General features: G+C 69.5%; 17 protein-coding genes and 1 pseudogene. 5 read left to right on the top strand and 13 right to left on the bottom strand.

The genetic code is table 11. The features are described from left to right. Window positions 1-12: 12 nt before the first annotated feature. The 6 genes and pseudogenes from ACH5AO_RS19245 to ACH5AO_RS19220 form a co-directional block, all read right to left on the bottom strand. Window positions 13-567 carry a Uma2 family endonuclease gene (locus ACH5AO_RS19245; RefSeq protein WP_398926094.1) on the bottom strand — a complete coding sequence of 185 codons (555 nt, stop codon included), beginning with the start codon at window positions 565-567 and terminating at the stop codon, window positions 13-15. A gap of 221 nt (window positions 568-788) precedes the next feature. Further along, the gene (locus tag ACH5AO_RS19240; protein ID WP_398926092.1) at window positions 789-1,445 is read right to left on the bottom strand and encodes a DUF433 domain-containing protein; all 657 of its coding nucleotides are present in this window, start codon (window positions 1,443-1,445) and stop codon (window positions 789-791) included. A gap of 96 nt (window positions 1,446-1,541) precedes the next feature. Further along, the gene (locus tag ACH5AO_RS19235) at window positions 1,542-2,414 is read right to left on the bottom strand and encodes a hypothetical protein (protein ID WP_398926090.1); all 873 of its coding nucleotides are present in this window, start codon (window positions 2,412-2,414) and stop codon (window positions 1,542-1,544) included. Between the two features lie 280 nt (window positions 2,415-2,694). Then, entirely contained in the window at window positions 2,695-2,913 is a 219-nt protein-coding gene (locus ACH5AO_RS19230; RefSeq protein ID WP_398926088.1) for a DUF397 domain-containing protein, read from the bottom strand. 13 nt (window positions 2,914-2,926) lie between these two features. Then, window positions 2,927-3,058, bottom strand: coding sequence for a DUF397 domain-containing protein (locus ACH5AO_RS19225; protein WP_398926337.1), 132 nt, complete (start codon window positions 3,056-3,058; stop codon window positions 2,927-2,929). Further along, window positions 3,021-3,935 (bottom strand): annotated as a pseudogene (locus ACH5AO_RS19220) (helix-turn-helix domain-containing protein). Before ACH5AO_RS19220 ends, ACH5AO_RS19225 begins: the two are co-directional and overlap by 38 nt. Before the next feature lie 178 nt (window positions 3,936-4,113). On the opposite strand from ACH5AO_RS19220, the gene ACH5AO_RS19215 reads away from it, so the two are divergent. From ACH5AO_RS19215 to ACH5AO_RS19205, 3 genes are all read left to right on the top strand, one after another. Beyond that, on the top strand, window positions 4,114-4,551 hold the full coding sequence (locus ACH5AO_RS19215) for an ATP-binding protein (RefSeq protein ID WP_398926086.1): 438 nt from the start codon (window positions 4,114-4,116) through the stop codon (window positions 4,549-4,551). An 80-nt stretch (window positions 4,552-4,631) separates the two neighbouring features. Then, window positions 4,632-4,889, top strand: coding sequence for a type II toxin-antitoxin system Phd/YefM family antitoxin (locus ACH5AO_RS19210; protein ID WP_030862985.1), 258 nt, complete (start codon window positions 4,632-4,634; stop codon window positions 4,887-4,889). 9 nt (window positions 4,890-4,898) lie between these two features. Further along, window positions 4,899-5,159, top strand: coding sequence for a Txe/YoeB family addiction module toxin (locus ACH5AO_RS19205; protein WP_398926084.1), 261 nt, complete (start codon window positions 4,899-4,901; stop codon window positions 5,157-5,159). 158 nt (window positions 5,160-5,317) lie between these two features. Here the strand turns inward: ACH5AO_RS19205 and ACH5AO_RS19200 are convergent, their stop codons facing one another. From ACH5AO_RS19200 to ACH5AO_RS19180, 5 genes are all read right to left on the bottom strand, one after another. Continuing rightward, on the bottom strand, window positions 5,318-5,848 hold the full coding sequence (locus tag ACH5AO_RS19200) for a YbjN domain-containing protein (RefSeq protein ID WP_398926082.1): 531 nt from the start codon (window positions 5,846-5,848) through the stop codon (window positions 5,318-5,320). A 184-nt stretch (window positions 5,849-6,032) separates the two neighbouring features. Then, a complete protein-coding gene (gene clpB, locus ACH5AO_RS19195) occupies window positions 6,033-8,630 on the bottom strand; it encodes an ATP-dependent chaperone ClpB (RefSeq protein ID WP_398926080.1) in 2,598 nt (865 codons plus the stop codon). Between the two features lie 284 nt (window positions 8,631-8,914). Then, window positions 8,915-9,055 (bottom strand): hypothetical protein, encoded by a 141-nt coding sequence (locus ACH5AO_RS19190; protein ID WP_398926078.1) that lies wholly within the window; start codon window positions 9,053-9,055, stop codon window positions 8,915-8,917. A gap of 354 nt (window positions 9,056-9,409) precedes the next feature. Beyond that, complete coding sequence (locus ACH5AO_RS19185; RefSeq protein ID WP_361741419.1) at window positions 9,410-9,745, bottom strand: hypothetical protein; 336 nt, start codon at window positions 9,743-9,745, stop codon at window positions 9,410-9,412. Between the two features lie 3 nt (window positions 9,746-9,748). Beyond that, on the bottom strand, window positions 9,749-9,904 hold the full coding sequence (locus ACH5AO_RS19180) for a hypothetical protein (RefSeq protein ID WP_398926075.1): 156 nt from the start codon (window positions 9,902-9,904) through the stop codon (window positions 9,749-9,751). Window positions 9,905-10,058: 154 nt separating this feature from the next. Here ACH5AO_RS19180 and ACH5AO_RS19175 point away from each other — a divergent pair, with 154 nt between their 5' ends. Further along, window positions 10,059-11,069, top strand: coding sequence for a helix-turn-helix transcriptional regulator (locus ACH5AO_RS19175; protein WP_398926073.1), 1,011 nt, complete (start codon window positions 10,059-10,061; stop codon window positions 11,067-11,069). Between the two features lie 23 nt (window positions 11,070-11,092). Continuing rightward, on the top strand, window positions 11,093-12,085 hold the full coding sequence (locus ACH5AO_RS19170) for a LuxR C-terminal-related transcriptional regulator (protein ID WP_398926071.1): 993 nt from the start codon (window positions 11,093-11,095) through the stop codon (window positions 12,083-12,085). On the opposite strand, the gene ACH5AO_RS19165 is transcribed toward ACH5AO_RS19170, so the two are convergent. Both ACH5AO_RS19165 and ACH5AO_RS19160 read right to left on the bottom strand, forming a co-directional pair. After that, the gene (locus tag ACH5AO_RS19165) at window positions 12,048-13,079 is read right to left on the bottom strand and encodes a LuxR C-terminal-related transcriptional regulator (protein ID WP_398926069.1); all 1,032 of its coding nucleotides are present in this window, start codon (window positions 13,077-13,079) and stop codon (window positions 12,048-12,050) included. The genes ACH5AO_RS19170 and ACH5AO_RS19165 overlap by 38 nt on opposite strands. A gap of 141 nt (window positions 13,080-13,220) precedes the next feature. Then, complete coding sequence (locus tag ACH5AO_RS19160) at window positions 13,221-14,324, bottom strand: sugar ABC transporter substrate-binding protein (RefSeq protein WP_398926067.1); 1,104 nt, start codon at window positions 14,322-14,324, stop codon at window positions 13,221-13,223. Between the last annotated feature and the right edge of the window lie 228 nt (window positions 14,325-14,552).

Below are 14,552 nucleotides of genomic sequence, written 5' to 3'. Positions count from 1 at the left end.
CGGAGTCCGCCGTCAGCGGGCGCCCGCCTCTGGCTCCGGGTGCGGGAGTTCGTCGAGGTCGAGGGTGAAGGTGCGGCCGTCGGCCAGGGGGATGGGGAGCTTGCCCGTGCCGTACTTGTGGGTGTGCGCGGCGATGTAACCGGTGGCAGTCGGCTGGGTGTGAAGGACGACCTCCTGGGCGTAGGGATCCACGACCAGGTAGATCGGGATGCCGTAGCGGCCGTACTTCGCGGTGCAGTCGTCGTAGTCCTTGCGCGCGGACGAGGTCGAGACGACCTCGGAGATCAGCAGGACGTCCTCGAAGCTGTAGCGCTTGCCTTCCTTGCGTGCGTCCTCGCGCAGGATCGCCAGGTCGGGGGCGGAGTTCTCATCGGCGGGGAAGTCGATGTAGACGTCCGAGACGGTCTTCGCGTGGCGTCCGAGGGACACGAACGTGTCGTACTGCATCGACTTGATCGTGCTGGAGTGCTCGAAGCTCCGCGGAGCCATGATCACCTTTCCGTCGGCTCCGAACAGGACCGTGTATCCCTCGGGGAGCTCGGTGCGCATGATCGCGTCGACGCTCACGAACGGCTCCTTACCGTGTGCGTTCAGGATACGGCGGACAGTGCCGCGTCACCGGGCCCAGCGGTGCGGCCCATCACCGGTCCGAACAGGCTGTGCGGCCCACTCACCTCCGGTACCGGTACCGGAGGTCCGCGGCTGGGCCTGTCCGCACGGCATGGGAAAAGGGAGGCCGATTCAGCCCTTCCGCGACACGACGTCCGAGATCGCGGTCGAGGAAGAACTCAGGCGGCAAGGCGCACCACTGCCCTGCACAGCGCGTCCACCTGCTCGGGGGTCATGTCGAAGTCGTACGCGATGTCCTCGACGCTCTCCCCGGCCTCCCAGAGGTCGGTGATGGCCTTGACCGCGACGCGGTTGGCGGCCACGACGGGTCGCCCGTGCCCGAACCTCGGGTCGATCACGACGGGGACGGACTCCGGGTACTGCCTGAGCCGCAGGCTGGTGGGGAAGTCGTCGTCGGGCTCCCAGTTCAAGTAGCGGAGGTAGCCGGAGACCACCTCGTGGATGGGCGCCTGACCGTCCCGGGCCCTGCGAAGATCCCCCAGCCCGTGCTCGACGAAGATGTCCACACCGTCCGTCGCGATCCGCTTCGAGACAAGACCATAAGGGGTGTCGAAGGCGTCCCGTACGGCGGTGGCCGCTTCCCTGATCTCACTCATCCGCAGCCCCAGGGTGCGGAGGGAACGGAGAACGTGCGCCTCGGCCACCGCGATGAACGGCACCGAGGGCTGTCCCTTGCGCAGTGGCTCCACTTGGTGGACCAGCGGCGCCCCGGCGGCCCTGCCCTTCAGCCACGAGATGAGCGTCGACTGCGGGATCTCCAGGTAGGAGGCCGTTTCCGCGGGGGTCAGGAGTCCGTCCTTGAACCGGTCGGTCATGCCCCACCTCCTCCGTCTGTCGAATCCGCTGCTCGATTTCGCATCGTCGCACATCGAGTTTCCCGTCCGGGTCCGATCGCACACCCGCCCGTCGGCTCAGCAGGCGGCAGGGAGACGGTCTCCCGACCGGCAGCTCCGGCACTGTCCGGGTTCCGGTGCGCGGAACGCCCTGTCGCAGCCGTCGCAGATCTGGAAGGGGAAGACGGTGGGGCGTTCGTCTCGGTGGGCCGGCGAGGACGGTGGGACGGGCAGCGGTGTCTCGCGCAGGCGGTAGGCGAGGATGCCCGCCGGACGGGTCAAGAAGTGATCGGGAAGGCCCTCGGTCAGCAGCTTGACGATCCGCACCCTCCCCAGTCCCGCCGCGAGCCACCGGGAGACGGCCGGCGCCAGCCGTGCGGCCTCCCGCACGGACAGGACGATGCGGGGGTCGACCCGTTGCAGCGCGGCAAGTACGGCGAGCGCCTGGGGGTCGGCGTCGGCGAGGGACGGCGTCGGCTCCGTTTCGACGGGCCGCGGGATCTCCGGCACGGCCGCGGCCGGTGCGGTGGCGGGCCGCTTCCGGGGGCCTCGCGGGGCAGGTGGCTCAGGCGGCCCCTCCGGGGCCGGGTCCGGGTCGCCGCCGCCCGGTACGTCGTAGAAGTAGGTCCGGGTGCGGATCTGCCCGGTGGGCAGGCGCTCGCGGCGGCGTTCCAGGTACCCGGCGGCTTCCAGCTCCCGCAGGGCCCGGGAGATGAGGATCTCGCCCTCGGTGAAGTGCGCGCACAGGGCGGCGATGCTGACGGGGGTGCTCTCGGGGAGGGAGAGGATGTATACCGCGACGCCGATGGTGACCGCGCTGCCGCGCCGCTGGGCAAGGGCGTTGGAGATCACGGTGAAGTCGGCGGTGAGGCGGGTGCGGACGTGGATCACACCGGAGGTCGGAGCTCCGGCGCGGGCGCGCAGGCGCGCGTTAGACTGCGAGTCAGCCATCGGGAAGGGTCTGCTTCCTGGTCGGTCAGGCCCTCGTTCCAGGACGGCAATCCTGGGCGGGGGCTGTATTTGTTCACGCTCGTTGCGGTGAACGTAACCGCCCGCATTCCGCGCCTGCAAGCCGGTCACTCTCACGAGTGACGCCCGCCTTCCGGCCGGGAGGGTGGGTGGGCGGGTAGTTCTTTCCCCGGTTCTTTGGGGAGGTCAGTGGCCCACCGGAACCTCGCGGACGAGGCACCGGCGGACCCGTACAAGGGCCTGCGACCGGTGCCCCGTTGACTCAGACGCGGTGGCGCCCGGCCTTCAGTCCGCCTATGAAGGCCGTCCAGGAGACGGCTTCGAAGCACAGCGCCGGACCATGCGGGGCCTTGCTGTCACGGACGGGGACGACGGCTCGGAACCCGTCGGCCACCTCCACGCAGTCGCCGCCCGCCTGGTTGCTGTAACTGCTCCTGCGCCAGACGACGCCGGTCGGATCAGGACGGGACCTTTGCTCCACAGTGGTCGTCCTCTCAGACGCGGTGGCGATCGGCCTTCAACTCGCCCATGAAGGCGGCCCAGGAGATGGCTCCGAAGCACAGCGCCGGACCGTACGGGGCCTTGCTGTCACGGACGGGGACGACGGCTCGGAACCCGTCGGCCACCTCCACGCAGTTGCCACCTTCCTGATTGCTGTAGCTGCTCTTGCGCCACACGGCGGCGTTCAGATCGGGATGGGACTTTCGCTCCACGGTTGTAGCCCTCCATCACGGATCGGATCATGTCGAACGACATGAGCGGGGGCAGAGCTGCCGCCCGCAGCCGATCGTAGGTCAGCCCGAGAATCCCGACCTCGTCCGGATCCTCGATGAGTTGGCCGTAGTGCGCGCCTTCCTTGTAGGCGACCTCTGATCCGTCCGGCATGGTGAGAATCGTGAGCGATCCGCCCATGGCCTCGTGCTCACCTTGGTCGAACGGCAGTACTTGCACGGCGATGTGGCACTCCTCCGTAGCTCCGAGCAGCCACTCCAACTGCTCGCACATCACCGGCCGGCCGCCGACCAGACGCCTGATAACCGCCTCGTCGAGGACCACCCACAACTCGGGTCGGTCAGGCGCACCAAGGCGCTTCTGCCGCTCCATGCGAGCGCTGACCCGCTCTTCCAACTGCTCTTTATTACCGAGCGTTCGACCAACTGTCAGCACAGCGCGTGCGTATGCCTCGGTCTGCAACAAGCCAGGGACCACATGAGCCGCGTACTCGCGGATGTCCACCGCCCACTCCGAGTACTCCATGAACTTCCGTGACCAGTCCGGAAACGCCTCCCGGTACACGTACGGTCAGAGCTCGACGAGCAGATCGTCCGCCCCGAGGGCGGCATCCAACGCTCGCGCCAGTTCCAGCGTCGGTTTCGCCCCGTACGCCCGCTCGATCTGTGTGATCCGGGTGCTCACCACGTGCGTTCTGGCGCCGAGTTCGGCCTGGGTGAGTCCGGCCGCCGTACGGAGCCTGCGTACCCGTGCGCCGAACAGCGCCGCCATCGACACACTGGGGTCAATTGCGTTGGCCAAAGCGTCACTTCCGTTCCTTATGGCCTGAAAGGTAATGCTGCGCCCTCTGTTGAGCGTAAAGCGATCGGACGAACCTTGGGTACGGAACGTGATGACTCGTGTACGCCACGAGATGACCCGAGCTCGACAGAGAAGGACGGACCAAGCCGTGCTCACAGGAACGACCACCTCGGCTGCCGCACAGTTCACCTCCTCACCGCGCGGCGCACAGCTCGCCCGGCGTTTCGCCGTCCGGTGCATGGAGGCGTGGGGTCATCCGCCCGCGTCGGACGTGTCGTGCGCGGTCGCCCTCGTCGTCGGAGAACTCGCGGCGAACGCCGTACAGCACGGCCGGGTGCCCGGACGTGACGTCGGCCTGCGGCTCGCCCTCGACGCGGCGGCGGGCCTGGTGCGGGTCGAGGTGGCGGACGCCGCCGCCACGAAGCTGCCGCCCGCGTCCGCGCCCTCGTCATCCCCCGAGAGCGAGTCCGGCCGGGGACTGCTCCTGGTGGAGGCCCTGGCCGTGCGCTGGGGGTGGGCGCCGCGCCGGCCCGTGGGCAAGACGGTATGGGCAGACGTACCCGTGGAAGGGCTCGCCCTTGAGTGAGCGGCCCCGGTCCCCGCGGTCTCACGGTTGCCTCATCACACAACTGACGTACAATTTTCTGTACGTATAGGAGGTCGATCGTGAAGACCATGTCGTATTCCGAGTCGCGCGCACGGTACGCCGAGGTGCTCAACTCCGTCACCGACGACCGCGAAGAGGTCGTCATCACCCGGGCCGGACACGAGCCGGTCGTCATCGTCTCCCTCGAGGACTACGAGTCCTTGAAGGAGACGGCCTACCTGCTGCGAAGCCCGGCGAACGCCCGGCGGCTGCTCGCGTCCATCGACGAGCTGGAAAACGGTGGCGGCACCGTACGCGAGCTGACGACCGACGAGTAAAGGCCGCACATGAAGATCACCTTCTCCTCCCGCGCCTGGGAGGACTACACGTGGTGGCAGCTTCAGGACCGGAAGACCCTGAAAAGGATCAACACTCTCATCGCGGACATCGTCCGGAACGGCAACGAGGGCATCGGCAAACCGGAGCCGCTCAAGCACGGGTTCCGGGGTTACTGGTCACGCCGCATCAATGACGAGCACCGTCTGGTCTACAAGGTCGCCGAGGACGGCGTCCTGATCGCTCAGTGCCGCTACCACTACGAGAGCTGACAGAGAATTCCAGGCCGCGACCGCGCAGGTGACAGAGCCGGCCATGAAAGAGCCCGGCCCCGGTGGCCGACCGTGACGGTCGGTGTCCGGGCCGGGCTCTCCCCGCGCCCCGCCGCGTACGTCGCCGTACCCGCCGGAACGCCCTGCTCAGGGACGGACTACTCGTCGTCCTCGGGCTTGTCGTCCGCCTCGTTGACCTCCTGCTCGAGGCCGAGCTGCTCGACGAGCCACTTGTCGAACTCGATCGCGGCCCGCACCCAGCTGACCGTCGACGAGACGAAGTGCTCCAGGCTGACGCCCATGCCGATCAGCATCTGGGCCTCACCGATGAGACGGACCGTGCCGTCGTCATGCGTGTGGGTGTACACCTTGGGCCACAGCGTGCGCCGGTTCCAGTCGTCGACGGACTCGAGCAGCTGCGGCTTCTCGTCGATCTGGTGCGGCCGGTCGTAGAACGTCCGGACGGAGAAGATCTGCTGGTCGCCCTCACCGCGGAACATGAAGTAGGTGCGGAACTGCTCCCACGGCGCCGCGAGGTCACCCTCGTCGTCGACGACGTACTTGAGCTCCATCTGGTCGAGGAGCTGCTTCACGAGGTCCTGATCCGGGACGACGGGGCCCGCCGGTCCTTGGGGCTGCGGCTCGGGCTGGCCCCCGAAATTCGGAATCGAGGACGGGTCGATGGTCACCGTGAATTTCCCTTCGTACGGATTCCGCCATCCTCCCCCATGCGGGGAGGGGGGTGGCAAGCCCCGACGGGCCTGTCAGCCCTGGGCTGACTCGATCCGGTCACTGTCGGGGTACCCGGTACGGGTCGGGCCCAACGTTCCCAGGGGGAACATCGGGCCCGGAAACGGAACCGTCACTCAGAACTCAGAGTGTCTTGCCGGTGGCCGGTCCCACCAGCAGGCCGTCCTCGAAGCGGTCCACGCGGACCGTGTCGCCGTCCTTGATCTCGCCGGCCAGGATCGCCTTGGCGAGGCGGTCGCCGATGGCGGTCTGGACGAGGCGGCGCAGGGGGCGGGCGCCGTAGGCGGGGTCCAGGCCCTCCTCGGCGAGCCAGGCCAGGGCCTCGGGGGTGATGTCCAGGGCGAGGCGGCGGTCGGCGAGGCGGCGGGAGAGGGACTCCAGCTGGAGCTTCGCGATGCGTTCCAGCTCGGGCTTGGTGAGGGCCGAGAAGACCACCAGGTCGTCGAGGCGGTTGAGGAACTCGGGCTTGAAGGAGGCCCGGACCACCTCCAGGACCTGCTCCTTCTTCTCCACCTCGGTGGTGAGCGGATCCACCAGGTACTGGCTGCCCAGGTTGGACGTCAGCACCAGGATGGTGTTGCGGAAGTCGACGGTGCGGCCCTGGCCGTCGGTGAGGCGGCCGTCGTCGAGCACCTGGAGCAGGATGTCGAAGACCTCGGGGTGGGCCTTCTCCACCTCGTCGAGGAGGACGACGCTGTACGGCCGCCGCCGCACCGCCTCGGTGAGCTGGCCGCCCTCCTCGTAGCCGACGTAGCCGGGGGGCGCGCCGACGAGGCGGGCCACGCTGTGCTTCTCGCTGTACTCCGACATGTCGATGCGGACCATGGCCCGCTCGTCGTCGAAGAGGAAGTCGGCGAGGGCCTTCGCCAGCTCGGTCTTGCCGACGCCCGTCGGGCCGAGGAAGAGGAAGGAGCCGGTGGGGCGGTCGGGGTCGGCGATGCCGGCGCGGGAGCGCCGTACGGCGTCGCTCACCGCCCGCACGGCCTCGGTCTGGCCGATGAGGCGCTTGCCGAGCTCGTCCTCCATGCGGAGCAGCTTCTGGGTCTCGCCCTCCATGAGGCGGCCGGCCGGGATGCCGGTCCAGGAGGCGACGACGTCGGCGATGTCGTCGGCGCCGACCTCCTCCTTGACCATGGTGTCCCTGGCCGCCTCCTCCTCGGCCTCGGAGGCGGCCTCCAGGTCGCGTTCCACGGCGGGGATCTCGCCGTAGAGGAGTTTGGAGGCGGTGTCGAAGTCACCGTCGCGCTGGGCGCGTTCGGCCTGGCCGCGCAGGTCGTCGAGCTTCTCCTTCAGTTCGCCGACCCGGTTGAGGGACTGCTTCTCCTTCTCCCAGCGGGCGTTGAGGCCGCGCAGTTCCTCCTCCTTGTCGGCGAGGTCGCGGCGCAGCTTGTCCAGGCGTTCCCGGGAGGCGGCGTCGGTCTCCTTGCCGATCGCCATCTCCTCCATCCTCAACCGGTCGACGGCGCGCTGGAGTTCGTCGATCTCGACGGGCGAGGAGTCGATCTCCATGCGGAGGCGGGAGGCGGCCTCGTCGACGAGGTCGATGGCCTTGTCGGGGAGGAAGCGGGAGGTGATGTAGCGGTCGGAGAGGGTGGCGGCGGCGACGAGGGCGCTGTCGGCGATCTGGACCTTGTGGTGGGCCTCGTAGCGGCCCTTGAGGCCGCGGAGGATGGCGATGGAGTCCTCGACGGTCGGCTCGGCGACCAGCACCTGCTGGAAGCGGCGTTCGAGGGCCGGGTCCTTCTCGATGCGTTCGCGGTACTCGTCGAGGGTGGTGGCGCCGACCATGCGGAGTTCGCCGCGGGCGAGCATCGGCTTGAGCATGTTGCCGGCGTCCATGGCGGAGTCGCCTCCGGCGCCCGCGCCGACGACGGTGTGGAGTTCGTCGATGAAGGTGATGACCTGGCCGTCGGAGTCCTTGATCTCGGCCAGGACGGTCTTCAGGCGTTCCTCGAACTCGCCCCGGTACTTGGCGCCGGCGACCATGGCGCCGAGGTCGAGGGCGACGAGCCGCTTGTTCTTCAGCGACTCGGGGACGTCGCCCTTGACGATGCGCTGGGCGAGGCCCTCGACGACGGCGGTCTTGCCGACGCCGGGCTCGCCGATGAGGACGGGGTTGTTCTTGGTGCGGCGGGACAGCACCTGGACGACGCGCCGGATCTCCTGGTCGCGTCCGATGACGGGGTCGAGCCTGCCCTCGCGGGCGGAGGCGGTGAGGTCGGTGCCGAACTTCTCCAGGGCCTTGTACTGGCCCTCGGGGTCGGCGGTGGTCACCCGGCGGGCTCCGCGGGCCTTCTGGAAGGCGTCCTGGAGCTTCTTGGCGGTGGCGCCCTGCCGGGCGAGGACCTCGCCGGCGGCTCCGCCCTTGGCGGCGATGCCGATGACGAGGTGTTCGGTGGAGAGGTACTCGTCGCCGAGGTCGCGGGCGCGGGACTGGGCGTCCGCGATGACGGCGAGCAGTTCACGGTTGGGCTGGGGCGGTGCGACGGTGGACCCGGTGACGCTCGGCAGTCCGGCGAGGATGCGCTCGGCTCCGGAGCGTACGGCGGCCTGGTCGGCGTCGACCGCGGCGAGCAGGTCCGTGATGTTCTCGTTCTCCTGCCCGGCGAGCAGGGAGAGCAGCAGGTGGGCGGGGGTGAGGTCGGGGTGTCCCTCGGTCACGGCCCGGTTGCCGGCGGCCTGCAGCGCTTCCCGGCTCCTGTTGGTCAGCTCGGCGTCCACGTATCCGTTCTCCTCCTTGCGGTGACCCTTCAGCCGCCTGCACGGCTGACTCGGTCAACGTACACAAACTTGAGTCTATTCCACTCAAGGTGAGTCCGGGAGGGTCACGGCGGCCGAGTTCCGGTCCACGACCACCCCGTACGCGGTGGATCCGGGCGATCCGGACGCCTCGCACCTCGGTTTCCGACGCGAGAAGACCCGTGCGCACCGACCGCCCTCCACCCGGACGACGCCCCGCACCTGGTACCCGTCGGGGTGACGTACGCCCCCGGGACGCGGATCGCTCAGGTGACCACCAGCGGGCCGAGCGCGAAGGCGCGCCGCGTACGGGCGGCGGGGGCGGAGGACGCGACCGCCACGGTCCGCCGGACCGACGACCGGCGGCGGGCGGCGCCGGAGGGGCGGGCGGACCGGGAACGGGGCACGGAGGCGGAGCAGCGGTACACGGAACACCACGGCCGACGGCAGGCGACACCGGAAGGACGGGCGGACCGGGAACGGGCCGCCGAGACGCAGCGGCGGCACACAGAACACCACGGGCGGACGCCGTGGCCGAAGCCGTCACGGGTGGCCGTCGGGATCGCGCTCACACGCGCGCCGGGCCGCCGGTGAGGCCGCCCGTACGGTTCGTACGCCGAGCGATGCCTTCCGGCCATCGCACGGCCGGGCCGATACCCGACATGTCCCGGAAAACTGCAGCGGCGTCACCGTGTTCAGGTCACGGTGACGCCGCTGCGGGGGGAAGCACCTGCGCGATCTTTTACGACGGGGGAATCGCGTCAGGCACTGCGGGGGGTGGCAGAGATGGTCCGGGGGGCGGGGGAGTCGGACTCCACCCGCCGGTGGTCCCGCTGGTCCAGGTTCACAAAGATCATTCCGTACCGGATGGCACACCGTACGGGCTTCGGCGCCCCTCTGGGCCGCCGCAGGCACCGGTACGCCCGTACGTCTCCGTCCTCGTCCCGCGTGACGACGACCGGCTCACCGAACACGGTCACCATCAACGAGTCACCGCTGTGGGGGATGGCGGTGACCAGGTCGATGAAGTGCCATCCGGAGCGGTAGGCGGTCGCCATCTCCCTGCGGAAGGAACGGTCGTCGGGTGGTGTGGTCATCACTCAGCCCCAACTGCTGTCGTCTGCGAGCAGGGGCACCGGGGAGCCCCAGCTGCTGTCCGGGGGCGTGGCCTTGGACACCACCACCGGCCCCCAGCTGCTGTCAGCCCGGACGTCGCCCTTCGTGCCGGCCAGGCCACTCAGCACTCCGAAGGCCATGACGGCAGAGAAGGCGGCGACAAGTACCGAGCGAAGCGTTCTCTTGCGCATAGTCGGCTTCGTCCTCACTCGAAATTCACCCTTCCCCCGTCAAGTACGACGATGGCTCATTCGGGCACGTCATGGCCACACAATCGGTGCATCATGTTCCTGCATGTTCAGGACCCTGGGGGGTGGAGATTTGACTACGAATCGGACCAATGAGGTACATCCCCATACGGTGACCGAACTGTGTGAGGCCGGCAGCCGCCTCTACGCCGACGCGCTGCGGGCGGGCCGCGTCCCCCGCGCGGACGCGGAGTCCTCCCCCTGCCTGATGGAACTCGCCCTGCTGCACCCCGACCCGGACGACCCCACCTGGCTGCGCCCGGTCGCCCCGGCGGTGGCGCTCGCCCAGCGGCTCAACCCCCTGGAACGGGAGATCACCGAGCGCCGGCGGGCGTCGATCGAGCTCGCCGACGCCTTCGAGCCGTTCATGACCCTCAGCGCCCAGACCACGATGAGCACCCACTCGATGACGGTGCTGGAGGGGTTCGACCGGATCAACGCCGCCCTCGACCTGGCCACCTCCCAGTGCCGCTCCGAGATGCTCTCCGTCCAGCCGGGCGGCCGCCGCCTGGAGCACACCCTCACCCAGGCGCTGGAGCGCGACCGGCAGATGACCGAGCGGGGGGTGCGCATCCGGACCCTCTACCAGCACACCGCCCGGCACAGTCCCGAGACGCTGGCGTACGTGGCCCGGTTCGACACCGCCAAGGTGGAGTACCGCACCATCGACGAACTGGTGGAGCGGCTCATCATCTGCGACGAGACCGTCGCCTTCATCCCCACCCGCGACGACCGGCAGGTCGCCCTCGAGCTGCGCCACCCGGGGCTCGTCCGCTACCTGATCAAGGTCTTCGAGTTCATGTGGACCCGCGCGGTCTCCCTGAACGCGGGCGCCCCGTACGAACCGGCCCCCGACGGCCTCACCGACATCCAGCACTCCATCGCCAAACTGCTCGTCGAGGGCCACGTCGACGAGGCCATCGCCCGGCGTCTGGGCATGAACGTACGCACCTGCCGCGCCCACATAGCCAAGCTCGCCTCCGCCCTCGGAAGCGGCAGCCGCGCCCAGCTCGGCTATCTGATCGCGCAGTCGGGGATCCTCAAGCAGGAACCGTGAAGCCGAGGAGGTAAGGACCCCGCGTGACCGCGACCGCGCACCACCACGAAGCCGAGGACCTGTGCGACGCGGGTACCGAGCTGTACGCCCGGGCACTGCGTGAGGGCTCCGTGCCCGCCGAGGAGGCCGAGGAGACCCCCTGCGTGCTCGACTCCGGGCTGCTCCAGCCCTCCCTCGACGATCCGGGACGGCTGGTCCCCGTCGCGCCGACGGTCGCCCTGCACCGGCTGCTGCGGTCCTCCGGCGAACGCGTCGCGGCGGAGCGGCGGCGCGAGGCACGGCTGGCCGAGGTCTTCCAGCCGCTCCTGCGGACGGGCGAACCGGCCGTGGAGCCGCACGCCTCGTCGCTCCGTGTCATCAGCGGCTCGGACCGGATCAACGGCGCCATCCTCGAGGCACTGGCGCAGGGCACGGGGGAACTCCTCGCCATGCAGCCCCCCAGCAACTACCACACCTCCGAGACAGCGCGGGCGGCCCAGGCCGCCGCCCTCGTCCGCGACCAGGAGTTCCTCGACCGCGGCGGCCGGATCCGCGTCCTCTACCCGCACACGCAGCGCCACATCCCCCTGGTCGTCGCCCGGTACGAGCGGTTGAACGGCGACGCCGAGGCACGCACCCTGGACGAGGTCGCGGGCCGTCTGATCGTCATCGACCAGACCGTCGCCTACATTCCCGGCGACCCGGACGGACAGCGGAGCGTCGCGCTGGAGATCCGCCACCCGCCCATCATCAAATACCTGGTCAGTGTGTTCGACAGCTTCTGGCGGCTGGCCACCCCCATGCACCCCCGGCCGGTCGAACCGGCGGCCCTCAACGGCTTCACCGCCCGCCAACGGGCCGTCGCCCGCTTCCTGGTGGAGGGCCACACCGACTCCGTCATAGCGGACCGCCTCGGCATGAACATCCGCACCGCACGCGTCCACATCGCCAAACTCGCCGCGACGCTGGGCAGTCGGAGCCGGGCGGAGCTGGGCTACCTCATCGGACGGTCCGGGATCCTCGACCGGGCCGAATGACCGCCGGCCCCCGCGCCCCGTCCAGGCCCGCCTGGGCGATCCGCACCCCCAGCTGCGTACGGCTCGCCGCCCCCAGCGTCTCCGACAGGCGGGCGATGTGCGCCCGGCACGTCCGCACGCTGATGCCGAGCCGCTCCGCGATCACCGCGTCCTGGTGGCCCTCCGCCAGCAGCGCCGCGATGGACTGCTCGCGGTGCGAGATGCCCTCGATGCCGGTGTCGGGCAGCGGGGCGGTCAGCGGGATGGCGAGCCGCCACAGCCGGTCGAAGACCGTGCCCAGGTACTCCACCAGCGCCGGGTGGCGCAGCTCCAGCGCCATGGTGCGCTCGGCGTTGGCGGGGATGAAGGCGACCGTGCGGTCGAAGAGGATCAGTCGCTCGATCACCTCGTCCAGGGTGCGCGCCTCCACCGCGTCGCCCATCAGCTCCAGATAGCTGAGCAGCCCGTGCCCGTGCCGGGCGACGTGCGTGTACAGGTCCCGCATGCGCACGCCCCGGCCGCGCAGCGCCATCGCCCTGTGCAGGCCCTCCGACAGCTCCGCCTCGCGGCGGATGCCGCCGGGCTGGACGGTGAGCACCTCGGTGGCGCACGCCTGGGTCGCCTCGTCCATCGCGGCCTGGATGCGGGCCAGCCCGTCCAGCACCCGGATCGCCGGGCCCTCCGCCGCCGACGGCGAGGCGGGCAGCCGGCGGCCCAGGCCGGCGTACCGCTCGAAGGCCTCGACGGCCGACCCGACCCGGCGCTGACTCGCGCTCACCTCGTCGTACATCCCGCGCAGCAGCCGGGTCATGACCTCCTGCGGGGCGGTGGGGACGAGCCAGTCCATGTCGTCGGGATCGGGGTGCAGCAGGGCCAGTTCCAGCAGGCAGGGCACCGGCTCCGCGTCCCGGCGCGGCAGCCGTCCGCGCCGTACGGCCCGGGAATACACGCGATCCCCGGCCTCGCACAGTCGGTCAGCACCGTGTGGATGCCCGTCCGTCCCGCGCCCGGCCATCGCCCATCCCACCCCCGGTTCCGCCACTTTCCGCAGCGCAACTATGCGCGGCCACAACCGGCTGTGCAACACGGGCAGGGCCCGCCGCCGGTCAGGGGACCGGCGGGTGGCCGAATATCGACGGAGGCTGCCGGGGACCGGCTACTTCAGCTTGACCGCCTCGCAGGCCGCGGCGAACTCAGCGGTGCAGATGTCCGAGACGTCGTAGATCGAGTCGGCGACCACGGTGTCCTCGATGTTGTCCTTGGTCAGCGCGACCACGGGCACGAGCTGCGCCGGGATGTCCTTGGTCGTGGGGCTGTCCACCCGCTCGCGGGTCAGCGCGTCGAACTGGATGTCCTTGCCCTGGACCTTCGCCACGGCCATCTCCGCGGCGTTCTCGGCCTCGTCCGGGTAGGACTTGTACACGCTCATGTACTGCTCGCCGACGAGGATCCGCTGCACCGCCGCGAGGTCGGCGTCCTGGCCGGTGATCGGGGGCAGATCGGTCACGCCGGCGGCCTTCAGCGCCTTGACGATGCCGCCCGCCATGCCGTCGTTGGCGGAGTAGACCGCCTTGATGTCGCCCGCGCCGATCGCGTTGATCGCCTCGGCCATGTTGGCCTGGGCGTTCTCCGGCTTCCAGTCCTTGGTGTCGTAGGACTTGGCGATCGTCACCTTGCCCTTGAGCTCGGAGAGCGCGCCCGCCTTGAACTGCTTGGCGTTGGGGTCGGTCGACGCGCCGTTCATCATCACGATCTTGTCGGTGATGCCGGGTTCCCCGAGCGACTCCAGCAGGGAACGGGCCTGCACCTCGCCGACCAGCTCGTTGTCGAAGGAGATGTACGCGTCGATCGGGCCCTCGGCGAGACGGTCGTAGGCGATGACGGGGATGCCCGCGTCCTTGGCCTTCTGCACGCTGCCCGCGATGGCGTGCGCGTCGACCGCGTCCAGCACGATGACGTCGACCCGGTCGTCGATCATCTCCTGCATCTGGCTCGCCTGCTTGTCGGCGTCCGCCTCGGCGTTGGCGTACTCGACGGTGCCCTTCTTGTCGGTGAGCGACTCCACCTTCGTCTTGAAAATGGGGTAGTCGAACTGCTCGTACCGGGTGTTGGCCTTCTCCGGGAGCAGCAGCCCGACGGTGATGTCGTCGCCCTTGCCCGGGCTCGCGTCGTCGCTGCTTCCCGTCGCGTTGAGCACGCCGCATCCGGCGAGCATGACGGACATGGAGGTGGCGGCCACGGATATGGCGATACGACGCATGCGAGGGCTCACTTCAGGTGCGTTTTGGACGTGGGCACAGCTTTGCGGCCCATGTGACTGAAAAGCCAACGCTTCAGCCCCCACCGGCGTCAAGGTCGTCCGCTTAACGAGATGGACACGGCACGGTGTGCCGAACTCGTGAGAGACCCGCGGACGTCCGGCGGGGATCATCTGGACACGCAGCTACACGATAATCACACACGTGTGCGTGCATAAGCGGGGAGGCCC

Origin of the sequence: Streptomyces sp. NPDC018964, assembly GCF_044390325.1 — a bacterium.
In the GTDB taxonomy this organism is placed as follows: domain Bacteria; phylum Actinomycetota; class Actinomycetes; order Streptomycetales; family Streptomycetaceae; genus Streptomyces.
This window is presented reverse-complemented; position numbering and strand designations above follow the sequence as displayed.